The 19,805-nt window shown below is 69.8% G+C and carries 22 protein-coding genes; 16 read left to right on the top strand and 6 right to left on the bottom strand.

From position 1 onward, the window contains the following. Positions 1-195 precede the first annotated feature (195 nt). Positions 196-1,608, bottom strand: a complete 1,413-nt coding sequence (locus ACFWBN_RS33485) for an MFS transporter (protein ID WP_385183427.1) — start codon at positions 1,606-1,608, stop codon at positions 196-198. A gap of 232 nt (positions 1,609-1,840) precedes the next feature. On the opposite strand from ACFWBN_RS33485, the gene rpe reads away from it, so the two are divergent. From rpe to ACFWBN_RS33460, 5 genes are all read left to right on the top strand, one after another. Beyond that, entirely contained in the window at positions 1,841-2,527 is a 687-nt protein-coding gene (rpe, locus tag ACFWBN_RS33480; RefSeq protein ID WP_385183425.1) for a ribulose-phosphate 3-epimerase, read from the top strand. A gap of 105 nt (positions 2,528-2,632) precedes the next feature. After that, positions 2,633-3,682: a sugar-binding domain-containing protein gene (locus ACFWBN_RS33475; protein ID WP_362298050.1), complete on the top strand. Its 1,050-nt coding sequence runs from the start codon at positions 2,633-2,635 to the stop codon at positions 3,680-3,682. A 102-nt stretch (positions 3,683-3,784) separates the two neighbouring features. Beyond that, positions 3,785-4,006, top strand: a complete 222-nt coding sequence (locus ACFWBN_RS33470) for a CarD family transcriptional regulator (protein WP_385183421.1) — start codon at positions 3,785-3,787, stop codon at positions 4,004-4,006. A 49-nt stretch (positions 4,007-4,055) separates the two neighbouring features. Continuing rightward, complete coding sequence (locus tag ACFWBN_RS33465; protein WP_385183418.1) at positions 4,056-4,517, top strand: ribonuclease domain-containing protein; 462 nt, start codon at positions 4,056-4,058, stop codon at positions 4,515-4,517. Continuing rightward, a complete protein-coding gene (locus tag ACFWBN_RS33460) occupies positions 4,514-4,936 on the top strand; it encodes a barstar family protein (RefSeq protein WP_385183415.1) in 423 nt (140 codons plus the stop codon). The genes ACFWBN_RS33465 and ACFWBN_RS33460 overlap by 4 nt, the downstream gene beginning before the upstream one ends. Before the next feature lie 239 nt (positions 4,937-5,175). On the opposite strand, the gene ACFWBN_RS33455 is transcribed toward ACFWBN_RS33460, so the two are convergent. The 5 genes from ACFWBN_RS33455 to ACFWBN_RS33435 form a co-directional block, all read right to left on the bottom strand. Then, on the bottom strand, positions 5,176-5,652 hold the full coding sequence (locus tag ACFWBN_RS33455; RefSeq protein WP_385183412.1) for a group II truncated hemoglobin: 477 nt from the start codon (positions 5,650-5,652) through the stop codon (positions 5,176-5,178). Between the two features lie 2 nt (positions 5,653-5,654). Beyond that, positions 5,655-5,978 (bottom strand): putative quinol monooxygenase, encoded by a 324-nt coding sequence (locus ACFWBN_RS33450; RefSeq protein WP_385183409.1) that lies wholly within the window; start codon positions 5,976-5,978, stop codon positions 5,655-5,657. Positions 5,979-6,049: 71 nt separating this feature from the next. After that, positions 6,050-6,550 (bottom strand): hypothetical protein, encoded by a 501-nt coding sequence (locus tag ACFWBN_RS33445; RefSeq protein WP_385183406.1) that lies wholly within the window; start codon positions 6,548-6,550, stop codon positions 6,050-6,052. 54 nt (positions 6,551-6,604) lie between these two features. Then, the gene (locus ACFWBN_RS33440) at positions 6,605-8,329 is read right to left on the bottom strand and encodes an FAD-dependent oxidoreductase (protein WP_385183403.1); all 1,725 of its coding nucleotides are present in this window, start codon (positions 8,327-8,329) and stop codon (positions 6,605-6,607) included. Then, positions 8,326-8,625: a UBP-type zinc finger domain-containing protein gene (locus tag ACFWBN_RS33435; RefSeq protein WP_385183400.1), complete on the bottom strand. Its 300-nt coding sequence runs from the start codon at positions 8,623-8,625 to the stop codon at positions 8,326-8,328. Before ACFWBN_RS33435 ends, ACFWBN_RS33440 begins: the two co-directional genes overlap by 4 nt. 261 nt (positions 8,626-8,886) lie before the next feature. Between ACFWBN_RS33435 and ACFWBN_RS33430 the strand changes: the two genes are divergently transcribed. The 11 genes from ACFWBN_RS33430 to glgX are packed head-to-tail and all read left to right on the top strand — an operon-like array spanning position 8,887 to position 19,793. Continuing rightward, positions 8,887-9,711: a type 1 glutamine amidotransferase domain-containing protein gene (locus ACFWBN_RS33430; protein WP_385183397.1), complete on the top strand. Its 825-nt coding sequence runs from the start codon at positions 8,887-8,889 to the stop codon at positions 9,709-9,711. 33 nt (positions 9,712-9,744) lie between these two features. Further along, positions 9,745-11,388: a thiamine pyrophosphate-binding protein gene (locus ACFWBN_RS33425; RefSeq protein WP_385183394.1), complete on the top strand. Its 1,644-nt coding sequence runs from the start codon at positions 9,745-9,747 to the stop codon at positions 11,386-11,388. Positions 11,389-11,415: 27 nt separating this feature from the next. Further along, complete coding sequence (locus tag ACFWBN_RS33420) at positions 11,416-11,850, top strand: nuclear transport factor 2 family protein (RefSeq protein WP_385183391.1); 435 nt, start codon at positions 11,416-11,418, stop codon at positions 11,848-11,850. 23 nt (positions 11,851-11,873) lie between these two features. Beyond that, positions 11,874-12,329, top strand: coding sequence for a nuclear transport factor 2 family protein (locus ACFWBN_RS33415; protein WP_385183388.1), 456 nt, complete (start codon positions 11,874-11,876; stop codon positions 12,327-12,329). Positions 12,330-12,333: 4 nt separating this feature from the next. Continuing rightward, positions 12,334-12,714, top strand: a complete 381-nt coding sequence (locus ACFWBN_RS33410) for a nuclear transport factor 2 family protein (RefSeq protein ID WP_385183385.1) — start codon at positions 12,334-12,336, stop codon at positions 12,712-12,714. Positions 12,715-12,727: 13 nt separating this feature from the next. Further along, complete coding sequence (locus ACFWBN_RS33405; RefSeq protein WP_385183382.1) at positions 12,728-14,347, top strand: GMC family oxidoreductase; 1,620 nt, start codon at positions 12,728-12,730, stop codon at positions 14,345-14,347. Then, a complete protein-coding gene (locus tag ACFWBN_RS33400) occupies positions 14,340-14,951 on the top strand; it encodes a DJ-1/PfpI family protein (RefSeq protein WP_385183379.1) in 612 nt (203 codons plus the stop codon). The genes ACFWBN_RS33405 and ACFWBN_RS33400 overlap by 8 nt, the downstream gene beginning before the upstream one ends. Continuing rightward, positions 14,951-15,445: a VOC family protein gene (locus tag ACFWBN_RS33395; RefSeq protein WP_385183376.1), complete on the top strand. Its 495-nt coding sequence runs from the start codon at positions 14,951-14,953 to the stop codon at positions 15,443-15,445. The genes ACFWBN_RS33400 and ACFWBN_RS33395 overlap by 1 nt, the downstream gene beginning before the upstream one ends. A 1-nt stretch (position 15,446) precedes the next feature. After that, positions 15,447-17,270 (top strand): AGE family epimerase/isomerase, encoded by a 1,824-nt coding sequence (locus ACFWBN_RS33390; RefSeq protein ID WP_385183373.1) that lies wholly within the window; start codon positions 15,447-15,449, stop codon positions 17,268-17,270. A gap of 37 nt (positions 17,271-17,307) precedes the next feature. Next, the gene (locus ACFWBN_RS33385) at positions 17,308-17,658 is read left to right on the top strand and encodes an STAS domain-containing protein (RefSeq protein ID WP_215147956.1); all 351 of its coding nucleotides are present in this window, start codon (positions 17,308-17,310) and stop codon (positions 17,656-17,658) included. Beyond that, a complete protein-coding gene (gene glgX / locus ACFWBN_RS33380) occupies positions 17,655-19,793 on the top strand; it encodes a glycogen debranching protein GlgX (RefSeq protein ID WP_385183370.1) in 2,139 nt (712 codons plus the stop codon). Before ACFWBN_RS33385 ends, glgX begins: the two co-directional genes overlap by 4 nt. Positions 19,794-19,805: the final 12 nt, after the last annotated feature.

Raw genomic sequence — 19,805 nt, 5'->3', positions numbered from 1 at the left:
CGCGACCGCAGGGAGCGCCCTTGACAGGCCGGCCCGACACGGAGAGACGATGAGACTGACGGGAAACCCCCAAACCCTCCCTGATGCCGCCCCGCAGGCTCCCGACCCCCGAAGCCACCGACCAGCAGAACGGACCCGCCTCACCGATCTCCGCCCCCAGAGCCCGGCCCCGGCCCGCCCCGTAGGCCCCGAGGCTCATGCGCCCGTTCGTCGTGTTCGGATGGGGGACAGGGCTATCGGGACGAAGGTCAGGGACAGGATGGCGGCTCCCGTCCACAGGGTCGTGCGGAGGGTGGTTAGCTCCGCCAAGATGCCCGAGGCGGCGGAGCCCAGGGCCAGGGCGCCCGTCAGCATGAAGCGGAAAGTGGCGTTCATGCGGCCGAGGAGGGGGTCCGGGGTCAGGTGTTGGCGGAGGCTGACTCCCAGGACGTTGTCCGAGCCGGTCTTCATGGTGGACAGCATCCAGCCCGCGCCCGCCAGCCAGAGCCACGGCCCGTGGTCCAGCAGCGGGACCAGCAGGGCCGCCGGGCTCAGGCCCAGCAGCAGGGCGCGGCCGTAGCCCACGCGGGCCGCGAAGGGCCGGGCCAGCCGGGCGCCCAGGAGCAGCCCCAGGCCGCCCGCGGCCCAGAACAGGCCCAGGGAGGCTGGGGACAGGCCGAGCTCCCGGATGAAGAGGATCGGCAGCATGGCGTTGATCACCGAGCCGCCCAGGTTGTTCAGCGTGGCCGCCAGTGCCAGGGCCCGTAGTTCGGGGTGGCCCAGTACGTGCTGGAGGCCCTCCTTGATCTGGGCCGGCAGCGGGGTCCGGTCCTTCGCGGGCGGGGCAGGGGTGGGCCGGATCCGGGTGAGGCGCAGCGCCGAGGCGAGGTACACGGCAGAGGAGCAGGCCAGCGCGAGCGGAGCGGTGACGGCGGCGACCAGGGCGCCTCCGGCGCCGCGGCCGGCGATGTTGGCGGCGGCCATCAAGGTCACCATGGCGGCGTTCGCCCGGACCAGGCCGCCGCGGCCGACGAGCAGTGGCAGCACGCTCTGCGAGCCGACGTCCGAGAAGACGGTGGCGCAGCCGTTGAGGAGGACGACGGCGTACAGCTGCGGCAGGGTCAGCGCGTCGAGCCACCATGCGAGCGGGAGCGAGGCGAAGAGGGCGGCCCGGGCGAGGTCCGCCGTGATCAGGACGCCGCGGGTGCGCAGGCGGTCGACCCAGGCGCCGGCCGGCAGGCCGATGACGAGGAAGGCGAGCGTGGACAGCGCGGCGAGGGTGCCGACCTGGCCGGGGCTCGCGTCGAGGGCGGTGAGGGCGAGCAGCGGGACGGCGACGTAGCCGGTGTTGGTGCCGAGCTGGTTGAGGGTGGCGGCACCAAAGAGGGTGCGGAAGTCCCTGCTCTGCCAGGGAGAGGACGGAGAGGACGGAGAGGACGGAGAGGACGGAGAGGACGGAGAGGACGGAGAGGACGGAGAGGAGGGAGGGGAAGGAGGGGCAGCAGGGGAAGCAGGAGAGAGCGACGAAGGGGATGACGCGGATGAGGAAGGCGAGCCGGCAGCGAGTGAGGGGCCCGATAAAGCGACGGGCGACGGGCCAGCCGACGGGCCAGCCGTGCCCCCCGCCAAAGGAACAGGCGACGGCTCAGCTGCCATTGCCGCCGAGGCGACAGGCGAAGTACGGGTATGCCGCTCCCGCTCCCGGGGTTCGTGCGGCGTCGGTGTCATGGGCAGAACCGTGCCGAAGGCCGACACGCAGGACAAGTGAAAGCTTCTACATGATCATTTAAGCAGTGCTACGCGGCGTGTGAGTTCCGGGGTCGTGGCCGGAACCGAGCGGGGACATGGCAGGCTTGGGGGCATGGCCGCTCAGATTTTTCCCAGCATCCTGTCCGCCGACTTCGCCCGACTCGCCGAGGAGGCGAAGGCCGTCGAGGGAGCCGACTGGCTGCATGTCGACGTCATGGACAACCACTTCGTCCCGAACCTCACCCTCGGCATGCCGATCGTGGAGTCCCTGAGCAGGGCCACGGACATTCCGCTCGATCTCCATCTGATGATCGAGAACCCGGACCGCTGGGCCCCCCAGTACGTGGAGGCCGGTGCGGGTTCGGTCACCTTCCATGCCGAGGCGGCGGCCGCCCCGGTGCGGCTGGCGCGGGAGATCCGGGCCAAGGGGGCGCGGGCGTCCATGGCGCTCAAGCCCGCGACCCCGATCGAGCAGTACGAGGACATCCTCCCCGAGCTCGACATGCTGCTGATCATGACGGTCGAGCCGGGCTTCGGCGGCCAGGCCTTCCTCGACATCATGCTGCCCAAGATCCGCCGTACCCGGGAGCTGATCACCAAGCACGGACTGGAGCTGTGGCTCCAGGTGGACGGCGGGGTCTCGGCGTCGACCATCGAACGCTGTGCCGAGGCCGGCGCCGACGTCTTCGTGGCGGGCAGCGCGGTCTACGGCGCGGTCGATCCGTCCGCCGCCGTACGTACGCTGCGTGAGCAGGCGGACGCGGCGATCTCCGTTGCGCCGTGGGCTTGCGACCACTGAGCCAAGCGTTGATGGACGGCTCGGTGAACGGAAGCTGTCCAGGCTGATCAACAGCCGTTGGATCTGACAGGATGAACGACGAGTCGAGAGTGTGAACACGAGAGTGTGAACAGCAGTGAGGAGAACGCGGTGTCTGCAATGTCGGCGGGACGGTCAGCCCTGCGGATGGGACCCGCGGAGCTGGTGCAGGCGGCGGCCATGGCGCGTCGCTTCTACCTCGAGGGCAAATCCAAGATCCAGATCGCCGAGGAGTTCGGCGTGAGCCGCTTCAAGGTGGCCCGGGTCCTGGAGACCGCGCTGGAGCGCGACCTCGTACGGATCGAGATCCGCGTACCGGCGGAACTGGACGCGGAGCGGTCGGACGCGCTCCGGGCCCGCTACGGGCTCCGGCACGCCGTCGTGGTGGAGTCGCCCGCCGATGCCACCGAGGACGCGCCCGATCCGGAGAACCTCGGCGCCGTCGCCGCCGATCTGCTGGGCGAGCTGGTGAACGAGGGCGACGTACTGGGCCTCGCGTGGGGGCGGTCGACCATCCACATGGCGGCCTCCCTGCACCGGCTGCCGCCGTGCACCGTGGTGCAGCTGACCGGTGTCTACGACGCGGGAACCGCCGAGCGTGGTTCGGTCGAGGCCGTGCGCCGGGCCGCCCAGGTCTCGGGCGGCGACGCGCACCCGATCTACGCGCCGATGCTGCTGCCCGATCCGGCGACCGCGGCCGCGCTGCGGAACCAGACCGGGATCGCGCGCGCCTTCGAGTACTTCGACAAGGTGACGGTCGCGGCCGTCTCCATCGGGTCGTGGGAGCCGGGCATCTCCACCGTCCACGACATGCTGACCGACGAGGAGCGCGCCCACTACGCCTCGCTCGGCGTGGCCGCCGAGATGTCCGCACACCTGTTCGACTCCGAGGGTCGGCGGGTCGGCCGGGACCTCGGCGAGCGCTGCATCACCGTCGAGGCGGACCGGCTGCGGCGGATCCCCGAGGTCGTGGCCATCGCGGGCGGGCTGCGCAAGGCCTCCGCGATCGGCGCGGTGCTGCGGTCGGGGCTGGTGACCAGCCTCGTCACGGACACGGCGGTCGCCGACTACCTGCTGACCGAGTCGGCCCCGGGCCTGCGGCCGGCGCTGGAGCGGGCCGACCCCGACGACCTGTAGGCGCGGTGGTCGCCGGGGACGCCGCCGTCGGTGCGGATGGTGCCGGAATTGAGATCCGAACGGCGGACCGCGCGGCGGCCTGCTGGGCGCATACTGGTTCCAATGACAAAGTCAGCAGTACCTCGCCGCCATTTGCCGTCCAGCCCGTTCAAGGCCCCCGTGGAACAGCCCATCCGGCAGTTCAGCGTCGGCGATCGGGTCACTCACGATGAGCACGGTCTCGGCCGTGTCGTCGGAATCGAGGAGGGGATCGCTGTTCTCGTCGACTTCGGTTCGGTCCAGAAACGAGTCCTGAGCCCATACACCAAGATGAACGCCCTCTGAGGGCACGGGGCGATTCGCAAGCGAATCGGATATTTGGCACGATCGGTGCATGATCTTTCGGAACGTGCCCCGATCGTTGCTGCGTTTGCTGGGGGCTGTGTTCCTCTGCGCCGCGCTGGTCGGTGCGGTGGGCTGTGGCGGGCAGAAGCCTGCGCCTGCCGCCGCCAGTGCCAGTGCCTCCGGTAGTGGGACCGCGGGGATCGGTGGCACCGCCGCGCCCGGGTGGGCCAAGGGGATGGCTACCGTACGGGCGGACGCGCTGCCGCAGCAGGCACGGGACGTGCTCGCGCTGATCGACAAGGGCGGGCCGTATCCGTACCGGCAGGACGGGACCGTCTTCGGGAACTTCGAGAAGGCCCTGCCCAAGCAGAAGCGTGGCTACTACCACGAGTTCACGGTGAGGACGCCGGGGGAGCGGGACCGCGGGGCCCGGCGGATCGTGACGGGTGAGGGTGGGGAGTTCTTCTACACGGACGACCACTACGACACCTTCAAGGCGGTTATCCGATGACCCCGTCCCTGGAACCGCAGCCGCTCGCACCGGCGCTCGAAGCCGCCGAGAAGGCGGGCTGGACGACCGTACGGCTGGACCTGGACGGCGTACGGAGCAAGGCCGAGCTGATGAGGCGCTGCGGGGATGCCTTGCGGCTGCCGGACTGGTTCGGGGGGAACTGGGATGCGCTGGCGGACTGCCTGATCGACCTGTCGTGGCTGCCGGATGCCGCGGGGCGGCTGGTGGCGGTGACGTCGTGGCGGGGCTTTGCCGATGCGCGGCCGCGCGACTGGCAGGTCCTGGTGGAGATCCTGGAGGAGGCCGTCGACTTCTGGCGGTCGCAGGACGAGGGTCCGGCGCTGACGGTGCTGCTGGCCGACTCGGCCGCCGCCGAGGCTCCGCCCCGGGCCCCGCGCCTCAAGCGCCGGCGGGGCTGAAAGGACCGGGGGCTCCGCCCCCGTACCCCCGCGCCTCAAACGCCGGCGGGGCTGGATGTGGCCGGGCGGGGGCGCGAAGCCTGGGGCTCGTCCCGCTGGAAAGACCTGGGGCTCCGCCCCGGGCCCCGCGCCTCAAACGCCGGCGGGGCTGGATTCCCCGCGCCGCATGCGTCGGCGAAGGTGGAGTCAGACCCCGCCTCACACGCTGGCGAAGCAGGATTGGGGCCGGGGCGGGGCCGTTAGTTCGTGGTGGTCTTCGGGATCCAGGGTGGGGTTTGGCCCCAGGACCAGACCGGGATCTTGGCCGCGTCGACCGGGGGCGGGTTGGGGCCCGAGTAGATCAGGGCCATGCGGGTGCCCCACTCGATGTAGTAGGCGAACACCGCGCGGAATTCGGGGTCCGTCGGGAGGCCGACCTCGTCGGCCGTGTCCATCAGGAGGTCCACCCAGCGGCGGCGCTGCTTCTCGGTGATGCCGCGGCCCAGGTGCTTGGTGGCCATGTGCTGGTGGCCGCCGTGGTGGGCGGTGTAGTCGGACGGGCCGCCGAAGACCTCCGACAGCCAGACCGCGACGTGCTGCGGGTGCTCCGAGTCCATGCCGGCGAAGACCGGGGCCAGGATCTCGTCCCGCAGGGCGTGGGCGTAGAAGGCGTCGGTGAGGCGGTTCATCGCCTCCGCGCCGCCCATCCACTCGTAGATGGTGGGTGTGGTGCTCATGGCTATGCGGAGGCCTTTCCCGTTCCCACGACGCCGGTCACGAGGTAGTGCTGCATCTCCTCGATGGCCGTCACGTACGGACGGATCGCGCTGAAGAAGGCAGGGAAGTGCTCGCCCTTGCGGAAGCCGCCCAGGTGGGCGTCGATCGAGGTCCAGCGGATGCGGAGGATGTAGCGCTCCTTCTCCTCGTCGCAGCGGGCCAGCTCGTAGTCGATGCACTCGGGCGAAGCGGCCAGGGCCTCGGCGGCCCGGGCGTAGGCGTCCTCGAAGGCCGGCTGGTCGTCCAATGCGATCCGGTAGCGGATGTATTCGACGGTGGTGGTCATGGTGCGTGCCCTCCCTGGGTGGTGGTCGTGGCCAGCCTTACGCGATCATGCGCCGGCGTGGGGCTGTTTACTCATTCGGACTCGGACTTCATGGAGTCAGGCGCGTCCGGGCCCTGTGCGCGGACCTGGCGGACCTTGTCCAGGGAGTCGCGCAGTTCCGTGAGCCACGCGTCGGTGTTGCGTCCGACGAGGCGGACGCACCAGGCGAGGGCGTCGGCCCGGCTGCGGGCGACGCCGGCGGCGACCAGGGTGTCGAGGACCTGGCGTTCGGACTGGCGCAGGCGGGTCATCACCGGGACGGCGAGGTGGGTGAAGAGGGTCGTCTCCTCACCCACCCGTACGCCCCAGGCGACCTTGCGCCGGTAGAGCTCCTCGGCCTCGCGGGCCACGTCGATGCGCTGCTCGCGGGTGCGTTCGCGGAACGCCTTGGCCGACTCGGTCGCCGGGATGGTGCCGACGACCGTGATCTCCTCGCGGTCGACCGTGACCGAGACGAGGGATTCGTAGATGTCCACCGGCAGGCGCTCGGCGAACCATGCGCGGAGCTGTTCGCTCTGTTCGGCTGTAATCATGTAATCAACGTTGCATCCGATGCCTTCTTGATCGCAAGGGCGTGGCGTTCGCTCTCAGCCCATCGAGCGGTAGCGGTGGATGAGGGAGACCGCCATCGCGCCCTCGCCGACGCCCGAGGCGACCCGCTTCACCGAGTGGGCGCGGACGTCGCCCGCGGCGAAGACGCCGGGGACGCTCGTCTCGAGCGGGTACGGGGCGCGTTCCAGGCTCCACTCGGCCGGGAGTTCGCCGCCGTTCGAGATCAGGTCCGAGCCGGTGAGGACGAAGCCGTACTCGTCCCGCTCGACGACGCCGGACAGCCAGTCGGTGTGCGGGCGGGCGCCGATGAAGGTGAACATGAACCGGGCCGGGACCTCCTTGTCCTCGCCCGTCGCGGCGTCGTGCAGGGTCAGCCGTTCGAGGTGCTCGTCGCCGTCCAGGCTCACCACCGTCGTGCGGACCTTCACCTCGATGTTCGGGGTGCGGTCGATCTCGTCGATCAGGTAGCGGGACATGCTCGCGTCCAGGGAGGCCGCGCGGACCAGGATCGTCACGCGGGCGGCGTACTTGGCGAAGTGGACCGCCGCCTGGCCGGCCGAGTTGGCGCCGCCCACGATGAACACGTGCTGCGAGATGCAGGCGGAGCTCTCGGTGGTGGCCGCGCCGTAGTAGAGCCCCGCGCCCTCGAAGCGGTCCGCGCCGGGCGCCTCCAGGCGGTTGTACGAGACCCCGGTTGCCAGCAGGACCGTCTCCGCGGAGATCTCCGTGCCGTCGGCCAGCGTGAGGATCTTCGCGGGGTCGTCCCGGGTCAGCGAGACCACCTCCACCGGGTGCAGGATCTCGGCGCCGAACCGGGAGGCCTGGATGGTGGCGCGGCGGGTCAGGTCGCCGCCCGAGAGGCCGGAGGGGAAGCCGAGGTAGTTCTCGATCAGGCTGGAGGTGCCGGCCTGGCCGCCCGGGGCGCGGGAGTCCAGCATCAGGGTGGACAGGCCCTCGGAGGCCGAGTAGACGCCCGCCGCCAGGCCGGCCGGGCCCGCGCCGACGATGACGCACTCGTAGTGCGGGCGGGAGGCCGTGGTGGCCAGGCCCAGGCGCTGGGCGAGCTGGGTGTCGGTGGGCGCGGAGAGCACCGATCCGTCCGGGAAGCGGACGAGGGGGAGCGCGGCGTCGGGCTGGGCGGCGATCAGGGTCAGGGCTTCCGGGTCCCGTTCGACGTTGAGGAAGCGGAACGGCTGGCCGTTGCGGGTGAAGAAGTCCCGGACGGCGTGGGTGCCGGGGGAGACCAGGTGGCCGGCGACGATGATCCCGTCGTACGCGGGGCGGTAGGTGGCCAGCCAGTCCGACAGCAGGTCGTCGAGGACCGGGAAGAGCCGCTCGTGCGGCGGGTCCCACGGCTTGAGCAGGTAGTAGTCCAGCCGGACCCGGTTGATGGCGGTGATCGCCGCGTCCGTCTCCGCGTACGCCGTGAGCAGCACGCGGCGGGCGTCGGGGAAGCGGCTGACCGCTTCGAGGAGGAACTCCACGCCGGTGACGTCGGGCATCCGCTGGTCGACGAGGAACAGCGCCGGGTCGTGGCCGCGTTCGTCGAGGGAGTCCAGGATCTTCAGGGCGTCGGCGGCGGAGGACGCGCCGAGGACCCGGTAGCGGTCGCCGTAGGCGCTGCGCAGGTCGCGGCGGACGGCGCGCAGCACCTGCGGGTCGTCGTCCACGGCCAGGATGACCGGCTTCCTGTTCTCGGCGCGTTCGGCGGCCGCTTCGGTCGTGACGGCGGCGGCGCCGTGGTCCGGGGCCGCGCTCACGCCGGGTCCAGCATCAGCTTGTCGGCGTAGCACCAGGCCCAGTCCTCGCCGGGCTCGTGCGAGGCCGCGATGGGGTGTTCGGTGCCGCGGTAGTGCCGGGTGGCGTGACGGTTCTTCGAGGAGTCGCAGCATCCGACATGCCCGCAGCTCAGGCACATGCGCAGGTGCACCCAGGTGTCGCCGGCGATGAGGCATTCCTCGCAGCCCTCGGTGCCGGGCTTCACCGGACGTATCTGATCGATGTGTGTGCACAACAGGTCCATCGTCATCGTCCCCGTCCCTCTCCTCGTGCTCATGCTCGTTCGTTGGCACAGCCCGCGCGCCCGTGAATCCCGGCGCGTCCAGACCATAAGACGGGGTCCCGGTAATGGTTCACTGATTCAGCCGAAGTCAGGTAGTCCTGAAGCTACTTCATGACGTCGCGGGACGACTTCCTGAGGTGCCCCCATGACCTGGTCCGCTACCTCACGAAGTCGCATACCCGCGCTTTGACGCAGCCTCCGGGCCCGGCCAGTGTGGTGGACGCCAACGACAACAGGCGGCGCCTGGAGGAATACGTGAGCAGAAAGATTCTGGTCATTGTCTCCGAACACGGTTACTGGGCCGAGGAACTGATAGGGCCCGTATCGAAGTTCGACGAACGCGGCTACGAGGTCATATTCGCCACGCCGACCGGAAAGCGTGCGCACGCTCTTCCGCCGAGCCTCGACGCGAACTACATCGATCCTCCACTGGGACGCTCGGTCACCACCGAGGAGAACGCCCGGCTGGGACGGGAGTTCGAGCAGTCGAGCCGGCTGGACTCGCCGCTGGACATCGAGGCGTGGGTCCCCGAGCGCCCGTACACGAGTGACGAGGGCTACCTGCGCAAGCTGGAGCAGTACCACCGCGATCTGGACAAGCTCGACGCCGACATCGCCGGCTACGACGCGATCCTCATCGTCGGCGGCAGCGGCCCGATCGCCGACCTCGCCAACAACGAGCGCGTGCACGCCCTGATCCTGGCCTTCAAGAGGGCCGGCAAGGTCGTGGCCGCGGAGTGCTACGGGGTCGCCTGCCTGGCCTTCGCCCGGGACTGGAGCGACCGCAAGAGCATCATCTGGGGCAAGCACGTGACCGGCCACTGCAAGGAGTACGACTACAAGGACGGCACCGGATTCCTCGGTACCGACTTCAACATGGGGCCGCCCCCGTATCCGCTGGAGTACATCCTGCGCGACGCCACGGGCCCGCGCGGCGCGTACCACGGGAATTTCGGCAAGCCCGTTTCGGTCATCGTCGACTTCCCGTTCGTGACCGGACGGTCCACCCCTGACTCGTACCTCACGGGACAGAAGATCGTGGAAGTCCTGGAGGACGGTCTCACCCGTTACGGCTGGTAATTCCGGCAACTCGTGGGAATGAGGGGGAGTTCGATGAATACCGGAGCCACTCCCGGACGGGAAAGGCTGATCGAGCAGTTCAAGGCCGACGGCCTGAAGGTGATGTTCGGAAATCCCGGGACGGTGGAGCAGGGATTCCTCGACGCGGTGGACGCGGCCGAGGACTTCAGTTACGTCCTCGCCCTCCAGGAGACCGTGGCCGCCGGTATCGCCGACGGATACGCCCGGGCGACCGGCGGCGCGGCCCTCCTCCAGCTGCACTCCGGGGTGGGGCTGGGCAACGGCATCGGGATGCTCTACCAGTCGCTGCGCGGCCACACCCCGCTCGTCGTGGTCGCCGGCGACGCCGGGGTGCGCTACGACGCCATGGACGCGCAGATGGCGTCCGATCTGGTGGCGATGGCGAAGCCGGTGACCAAGTACGCGACGCGGGTCACCGACCCGCGGTCCGTGCTCCGCACCATCCGGCGGGCCGTGAAGATCGCGCTCACCCCGCCCCGCGGGCCCGTGTTCGTGGCGCTGCCCATGGACGTGCTGGACGAGCTCAACTCCGAGCCCGTGCTGCCCGCCACGGTGCCGCTCACCGACGTGGCGCCCTCGCCGGCCTCGGTGGGGCGGGCGGCCGAGCTGCTCGCCTCCGCCGAGCGCCCGGTCGTCCTCATCGGCGACGGGGTCTCCCTCTCCGGGGCGCAGAACGAACTCGTCGCCGTCGCCGAGCTGCTGGGCGCCGACGTGTACGAGGTCGACTCCTCGGAGGTCAACATCGCGGCCTCGCACCCGCTGCGGCGGGGCCAGACGGGCCACATGTTCGGCCCGCACAGCAAGGACCTCGTGGGCGACGCCGACGGGGTGCTGATCGTCGGCACCTATGTCTTCCCGGAGGTGTTCCCCGAGCTGGAGAGCCCCTTCCGGGCGGGCGCGAAGGTCGTCCACATCGACCTCAACGCCTATGAGATCGCCAAGAACCACCCCGTGGACCTGGGCCTCGCCGCGGATCCCAGGCAGGCGCTGCGCGCGCTGGCCGGCGTACTGGAGCACCGGCTGACCCCGCAGCGCCGGGCCGCCGCGGCCGCCCGGCTCGACGTACGGACCCGGGAGCGGGTCCGCGAAGCGCAGGCGGTGACGGACGAGGACACGGCGATGTCCGCCTTCCTGCGGACGCTGGCCGAGCGCACCGGCGGGGACCTCATCGTCTTCGACGAGGCGCTGACCACCTCCCCGCTGGTCACGAAGTACCTGCCGCCGGAGCGCCCGGGCGACTACCACCTCACCCGGGGCGGTTCGCTGGGCGTGGGCTTCCCGGGCGCGGTCGGCGCCAAGCTCGCCCACCCGGACCGGCTCGTCGTCGGCTTCGCGGGCGACGGCGGGTCGATGTACACCTACCAGGCGCTGTGGACGGCGGTCCGGCACGGGATCGACGCCAAGTTCGTGGTCTGCAACAACCGCAAGTACCGGCTGCTGGACGACAACATCGCCCAGTACTGGCGCGAGCGGGACATCCCGGAGCACGGATTCCCGGGCTCCTTCGACCTCTCCCACCCCGAGATCGACTTCGCCGGGCTGGCCCGGTCCCTCGGCGCCGGCGGGATACGGGTGGAGAAGCCGGACGAGGCGGTCACCGCCGTGAGCCGGATGCTGGCCCACCCCGGACCGTTCCTCGTCGACATCCAGATCTGAGACACCCACCGGACAGGAGGAGACCGCATGCCCGCCGAGCGGCAGTTGACCGAGGACGCGATCCGCAGGTTCGCCGAGGACTGGTACGTGGCGCTGGACCGGCACGTAGAGCTCGATCAGGTGCTCGCCCTGATCACGGACGACCTGGAGTTCAAGGTCCCCGAGGACACCTTCCTCGGACACCAGGGCTTCGGCCGCTGGTACGAGGCCGTCACCAACCGGTTCTTCGACGAGGTGCACACTGTCACCAAGGTGGAGCCGGTCATCGAGGGCGACCGGGCGGTCGTCCGGGTCCTCGTCAACTGGCAGGCGAAGATCTGGGACCCGCCGGCCGCCCGCAGCGAGTGGCTCGGCTTCGACGCCGACCAGACGTGGACCGTGGTGGCCGGTCCCGACGGACCGCTGATCAAGCAGTACACCGTCAACGACCTGGCTCCGATGCCCGGTTCCGGCTCGCTCTGACCGCCGGCGAAGGAGAAGCGACGATGACCGAAGTGACACGGGAGCGGGTCGAGGCGGCCTACGCCGCCCTCGGCTCCGGCGACCGGGCGCGCATCCTGGAGTACTACTCCGAGGACCTGCGCTGGCTGGTGCCGGGCAACCACCCGCTCGCCGGCTGGTACGAGAGCCTGGACGCCTTCCTGGAGCTGATGGGGCAGACCCACAAGCTCACGGGCGGCACCTTCCGGATGGACCTGGAGGCGATCCTCGTCGGCGAGGACTGTTCCGCGGACGTGTGCCGCAACGTCGCCCTGCGGGACGGCGCGGCCCAGGACAGCCGGTCCCCGTACGAGCGGATGGACTACCCCGTCTTCCACTTCTTGCGCTGGCAGGGCGGCCGGGTCGTGGAGGGCCGCGACGGGCTCTTCGGCGACACGGCCTCCGCCTTCAGCCAGTTCTGGGCGCCGTTCGCGCCTGACGGAACCCGCAGGGACCGATAGGGGGATGAGCGCGATGGAAGCGAAGCAGATCCTGCAGAAGTACTACGAGTACGCCAACGCCGGGGACTGGGACCGCTGGTGCGACCTGTTCGCCGACGACCAGGTCATGGACGAGCAGCTCGCCGGCCACATCGAGGGCCTGGACGTCCTGCGCTCGATGATGAAGGGCATGGGCACGATGTACCGGGTCTTCCGGAACGAGCCCGTGCACTTCCTGGTCGACGGGGAGAAGGCCGCGGCCGTCTCGCACCTGACGGCCGTCAGCGCCTCCGGCGAGGCCATCGAGGCCGAGGTCATGAACTTCTTCCGGATCGTGGACGGGAAGATCGCCTACATGGCGAACTACCACGACACCGTCCCCTTCCAGGTGCTGAACCAGGGCTGAGGGGGGCCGATCCGTGAGCGCTGAAGAGTACGACTACATCGTTGTGGGATCCGGCACCGCCGGCAGCGTGCTGGCCAACCGGCTCTCCGAGGACCCGGACGTCTCCGTCCTCGTCCTGGAGGCGGGCGGTTCCCGGATCCCGCCCGAGGTGGACGATCCGTCCTCCTGGTACAAGCTGCTCGGCGGGCCCGTGGACTGGGGCTACACCAGCACCCCGCAGCCCGGCCTGGGCGGCCGCCGTACGTACGAACCGCGCGGCAAGGCCCCGGGCGGCAGCAGCAACCTCTACATCATGATGCACATCCGGGGCCACGCCTCGGACTTCGACAACTGGGCCTACCAGGGCGCGGCCGGCTGGGCGTACGAGGACGTGCTCCCGTACTTCGCCCTGCTGGAGGGCCAGGAGGACGCCACCGCCGCCACCACCGGCACCCGGGGACCGCAGCGGATCACCCACGCCGGGCGGCACAGCCCCAACCCGGCCTCCCGCGCCTTCATCGACGCGGCCGTCGAGCTGGGGCACGAGGAGATCGCCGACTTCAACACCGACGGCCCGCGGCGCGGCCTGTTCGGCACCGGCTGGCACCACATCGACGTCGCCGACGGCCGCCGCCAGGGCACCCTCGCCGCCTATCTGGAGCCCGCGCTCGACCGCTCCAACCTGACCCTGCGCACCAGCGCGCAGTCCACCCGGCTGCTCTTCGACGGGGACACCTGCACGGGCGTCGAGTACGTCCAGCTGCAGGCCCCCGCCACGCTTTCGGGCAGCGACGTCCCGGGCCGGACCGTGCGCGACGGCCACAGCTCCGCCGCGGCCCCCGGGCTGCACACCGTACGGGCCCGCCGGGAGGTGATCGTGGCCGCCGGGGCGATCGAGTCCCCCAAGCTGCTGCTGCTCTCCGGCATCGGCCACCCGCACCAGCTGCGCGAGCACGGCATCGAGGTCACCGCGGCCCTGCCCGGGGTCGGCGAGAACTTCCACAACCACGTCCTGACCGGGCTGATGGCAGAGGTCACCCAGGAGCTGCCGCCGCCGGCGCAGAACCTGTCGGAGAGCGCTCTGTTCCTGTCCTCCCGGCCGGGGCTGCCCGCGCCGGACCTGCAGATCGCCTTCGTCCACGTCCCGTTCGACGTGATCGTCGGCCAGGACCACCCGAACACGGTGTCCATCCTGCCCGGTGTCGTACGCCCGGTCTCGCGCGGCTGGATCAAGCTGGCGAGCGCCGACCCGCTGGCCCACCCGCTGATCAACCCGAACTACCTGGGCGACCGGTGGGACCTGGAGCGCATGGTGCAGGGCGTCAAGATCGCCCGTGAGCTCTTCGCGACCTCCGCGTTCTCGCCCTGGTACAAGCAGGAGCTCCAGCCAGGACCCGGCTACGTGACCGACGACGACCTGCGCTCCTTCGTGAAGCAGAAGTCGGAGAGCTACCACCACCAGGCCGGCTCCTGCCGCATGGGCATCGACGACCTCGCCGTCGTCGACCCCGAGCTGCGCGTGCACGGCGTACGGAACCTGCGCGTCGTCGACGCGAGCGTGATGCCCGCGGTTCCCTCGGGCAACTGCCACACCGCCATCGCGATGATCGCCGAGCGCGCGGCGGACTTCCTGAAGGGGGTGTCCCGTGTCTGATGTCGTGCTGCGCGAGGGTGCGCTGAGCGGGACCCGGATCGCGGTCCTGGTCGAGAGCGACTTCTACGAACCGGAGATCTTCTACTACCAGCACCGGTTCGCGGAGGAGGGCGCCGAGGTCGATTTCCTGACCCGGCTGTGGGGCAACGACTCCATCACCTTCTCCGGGCACGAGTACCGGGCGCCGTTCACCGCCAGCCAGTCCCTGGAGGGGCTGAGCGACGAGGAACTGCGCCGGTACGCGGCGATCATCGTGCCCTCCGGCATGGTGGCCGACCGGCTGCGCTACACCGAGGACGTGGACGTGCTGGCTCCGGCGACGGAGCTGCTGCGCCGGGCCTTCGAGGAGCCGACGGTCCTCAAGGGGATCATCTGCCACGGCATGTGGCTGGCCTCCTCGATCCCCGGCAAGATCCGCGGCCGCAAGGTGGTCTGCCACAACAACCTCATCGGCGACGTCCGCAACATGGGCGGCCAGTACGTCGACGAGGACGTGGTCGTCGACGGGGACCTGGTCACCGGCCGCACCGGCGCCCACCACCACCTCTTCGCCCGCCGGATCATCGAGCTCATCGCGGCCGGGCGGGGCCGGGGGGCCGGCTGATGGCGGCCGGGCTGCGCTGGTCGCACGTGGGCCTGAACTGCACGGACCAGAAGACCACCGAGGAGTTCTACACCCGGTACTTCGGCTTCGCCCGGGCCCGGGTGGTCGATCTCGGGGAGTCGCAGATCGTGTTCCTGCGCAAGGGGGACGCGTACCTGGAGCTCTTCGCGGTCGGCGCCGAACCGGCGCGCGCGGCGCTGGGGGTCCCCCCCGCGGTAGCTGGGGGAGACGGGCCGCAGGCCCCGGGCCGGATGCGCCACCTGGCCTTTCAGACCGACGACGTGGACGCGTTCCTGGCGCAGCTGGGAGACGCGGCCGAAGTGACCCTGGGGCCGCTGGACTTCGACGACTTCATCTGCGGCTGGCGGACCGTGTGGGTCCGCGACCCGGACGGGGTGATCGTCGAAGTCAGCCAGGGATACGAGGACGACCCGGCCAACGACCCCACGCACGACAGCACTCACGAGGGCTCTCACGACAAGGACGGTGCATGACATGGCGGACGCCGTGAGCTTCTCCTTCTCCGACACCATCGCCGGCTACGTCGAACGCTTCGACTCCGGGTCGCGCGTGCTGCGCCTGAAGACCTCCGACGGCCGCGGGTTCGACGTCTCGCTCGCCGGCGACCCCAGCGCCGAGCTGGTGCGCAACCTCGACGAGCCCTACATCGACGCCTCCGGGCACATCGACGAGATGCTCTCGCCGGGCCGGTTCCTCTTCGTCTACGGCGTCCACTACCCGGAGCACGGCGGGCGCTTCGACGCCAAGCGCCTGGTGTTCCTGGGCCGCGGGGCCGAGGACTACCGCTTCGAGGAGCCCAGCTGGTGGATCAAGCAGATCGAATCGCTGGCCGACTTCTACAAGCGGGCGCAGTTCGGCGACGGGCCGGTGGACTTCACCGAGTACCGCACCGAGATCCGGCTCGGCGGCGACAAGACCGCCAGCCACGTCCAGGAGACGGACACGATCTCCCGCCTGGTCTACGGCATGGCCTCGGCCTACCTGCTGACCGGCAAGGACGAGTACCTGGAGGTCGCCGAGCGCGGCACCGAGTACCTGCGCAAGCACATGCGGGTCGTGGACAGCGAGGAGGACGTGGTCTTCTGGTACCACGGCATCAGCGTGGACGGGGACAGCGAGCGCAAGCTGTTCACCTCGGAGTTCTCCGACGACTACGACGCGATCCCGATGTACGAGCAGATCTACGCGCTGGCCGGCCCGATCCAGACGTACCGGGTCACCGGTGACATCCGGATCAAGAACGACGCGGACGCCACCATCCGGCTGTTCGACAAGTTCTTCTTCGACCCGGAGCAGGGCGGCTACTACTCGCACATCGACCCGATCCTCTTCAGCGCCGACCACGAGTCCCTGGGCGAGAACGCCGAGCGCAAGAACTGGAACTCGGTCGGCGACCACGCGCCCGCCTACCTCATCAACCTGTACCTGGCGACCGGCGACCAGAAGTACGCCGACTTCCTCGAGTACACCTTCGACACCATCGCGGACAAGTTCCCGGACTACAAGAACAGCCCCTTCGTCCAGGAGCGCTTCAACCGCGACTGGTCCCACGACAAGGCGCACAGCTGGCAGCAGGACCGCGCCGTGGTCGGCCACAACCTCAAGATCGCCTGGAACCTGATGCGGATGAACTCGCTGAAGGCCAAGCCGGCCTACGAGGAGCTCGCCAAGAAGATCGGCGAGATCATGCCGGCGGTCGGCAGCGACGTGCAGCGCGGCGGCTGGTACGACGTCGTCGAGCGCATCAAGTCCGGGGACCAGGAGACGTATCGTTTCGCCTGGCACGACCGCAAGGCCTGGTGGCAGCAGGAGCAGGCGATCCTCGCCTACCTCATCCTGAACGGCACGGTCGGCGGCGACGCCAACCTGCGCGAGGCCCGGCAGGCGCAGGCCTTCTACAACACCTTCTTCCTCGACCACGACGAGGGAGCCGTCTACTTCAACGTGCTCGCCAGCGGTACGCCGTACCTGCTCGGCACGGAGCGGCTCAAGGGCAGCCACTCGATGTCCATGTACCACTCGGCGGAGCTCTGCTACCTCTCCGCCGTCTACAACAACCTGCTCATCAACGGCCGGGAGATGGACTTCCACTTCCAGCCCGACCCGACCAACCTGCCCGACCGCGTCCTGCGCGTCTCGCCCGACCTGCTCCCGGCCGGCTCGGTGCGGATCGCGTCCGTGGAGATCGACGAGAAGCCGTACGACGACTTCGACGCCGATGCCCTCACCGTACGGCTGCCCGACGTCCAGGGGCGGGTGAAGGTCAAGGTCCGGCTGCGTCCAGTGGCCAAGAAGTAGCGCTCAACGGGGGGCGCCCCAACCAGAGGGGAATGCAATGACTCTCAACGTCAAGGAACGCCGGAACAAGACGGGCACCGTGCTCGTCGCCACCGGCGAGATCAACAGCGAGACATCCGGCTCGCTGCTCCAGGCCCTGCTGCCGCTCGTCCGCGAGGGCAAGCCGCTGAAGATCGACCTCACCGCCGTCACCTACGTCTCCAGCGCGGGCCTGCGCACCCTGCTCGTCGTCTACCGCGAGGCCCAGCACGCCGGCGTCGCCGTCACCCTGTACGGGGTGAGCGAGGAAGTCCGGTTCGTCATGTCGGCCACCGGCTTCCTCGACTTCTTCGAGACCGGCGAGGCGGCGGCCGCGGCCGCCAAGGCCAAGGCCAAGGCCGCACGATGAGCGAGGCACAGTCCGAGCAGGTCCTGCGCGTCGACGCGTACCCGACCCACGAGGTGGGCGGGTACCGCGTCCGCGCCGGCAAACCGTTCCCCTTCGGGGCCAATGTGGTCCCCGGCGGGGTCAGCTTCTCCGTCTTCTCCGACCAGGCCACCTCCATGACCCTGGTCATCTACAAGCGCGGAGAGCCCGAGCCGATGGCCGAGCTGGAATTCCCCGAGGAATTCCGCACCGGCAGCGTCTTCGCCATGACGGTCTTCGGCCTCGACCACGAGAACATCGAGTACGGGTACCGGGCCGACGGCCCCTACGACCCGGTCACCGGGCACCGCTTCGACGCCCGCCAGGTCCTCTCCGACCCGTACGCCCGGCTGATCGCGGGCCGTGACGTGTGGGGCGTGGAGCCCGACCGCAGCCGCGGTTACCAGTACCGCTCCCGCGTCTGCCTCCAGGACTTCGACTGGGGCGACGACACCCCGCTGGGCATCCCCGCCGAGGATCTCGTCGTCTACGAGACCCACGTGCGCGGCTTCACCCGGCACCCCTCCTCGCAGGTCACCGCACCCGGCACCTTCGCGGGGCTGCGCGAGAAGATCCCGTACCTCAAGGAACTCGGGGTGAACTGCATCGAGCTCCTGCCCGTGTTCGAGTTCGACGAGAGCGACAACCCGCGCACCAACCCGGAGACCGGCGAGCAGCTCTTCGACTACTGGGGCTACAACACTGTCTCGTTCTTCGCGCCCAAGGCCGGCTACGCGGCCACCGGACGCTACGGGATGCAGGGCGACGAGTTCCGCACCCTCATCAAGGACCTGCACGCGGCCGGCATCGAGGTCATCCTCGACGTCGTCTTCAACCACACCGCCGAGGGCAACGAGCAGGGCCCGACGATCTCCTTCAAGGGGCTCGACAACGCCACGTACTACATGCTCACGCCCGAGGGGTACTACTTCAACTTCAGCGGCACCGGCAACACCGTCAACTGCAACCACCCCGTCGTGCGCAACTACGTGCTCGACTGCCTGCGCCACTGGGTCGCCGACTACCACATCGACGGCTTCCGCTTCGACCTCGCGGCCATCCTCGGCCGGGCCCTGGACGGCACCCCGCTGCCCAACCCGCCGCTGCTGGAACTGCTCGCCTACGACCCGGTCCTGCGGCACACCAAGCTCATCGCCGAGGCCTGGGACGCGGGCGGCCTCTACGAGGTCGGCAACTTCCCGGCGTACGGCCGCTGGGCGGAGTGGAACGGCAAGTACCGCGACACCGTACGCCGCTGGCTCAAGGGCGACTCCGGGGTCACCGGCGAACTGGCCACCCGCATCGCCGGCTCGCCCGACCTCTACTCCAGCCGCGGCACCGCCGCCTCGGTCAACTTCCTGACCGCGCACGACGGCTTCACCCTCGCCGACCTGGTCTCCTACAACGACAAGCACAACGAGGCCAACGGCGAGAACAACAACGACGGCGCCAACGACAACAACAGCTGGAACTGCGGCGCCGAGGGGCCCACCGACGACCCCGACGTCAACGCGCTGCGCACCCGGCAGATGAAGAACGCGATCGCCATCCTCTTCACCAGCCAGGGCATCCCGATGCTGCTGTCCGGCGACGAGGTCGCCCGGACACAGCAGGGCAACAACAACACGTACTGCCAGGACAACGAGCTCTCCTGGTTCGACTGGAGCCAGGTCGACGACAACGCCGAACTGCTCCGGTTCACCCGGGAGATGATCGCCTTCCGCAAGCACCACCGCGAGCTGCGCTCCACCGCCCACCCCACCGGACAGGTCCGCGAGAACCTCGGCCTGCCCGACATCAGCTGGCACGGGGAGCGGGCCTGGCAGCCCGACTGGTCGCAGGAGAGCCGGCTGCTGGCGGTGGCCCGCTGCGGTACCGGGGACGACGACGTGGTGTACGTGGCCATGAACTCGCACTGGGAGTCGCACGACCTGGAACTGCCCGCCCTGCCCGGCGGCCGGAGCTGGCACCTGTTCGCCGACACCAGTGCGGAGGCGCCGCACGACATCCGCACCCCGGGCACCGAGCAGGAACTGGACAACGCCGGCAAGTACCTGATCGGCCCGCGGTCGGTCGTGATCCTGGTCGGCCGCACCAATGATCCCGAGATGCCTTGACCGAAGGAGACC

The sequence above is a fragment of the Streptomyces sp. NPDC059989 genome (assembly GCF_042736975.1).
Classification (GTDB): Bacteria; Actinomycetota; Actinomycetes; order Streptomycetales; family Streptomycetaceae; genus Streptomyces.
Note: the sequence above shows the minus strand (reverse complement) of the source record. Positions and strands in the feature narration are given on the sequence as shown.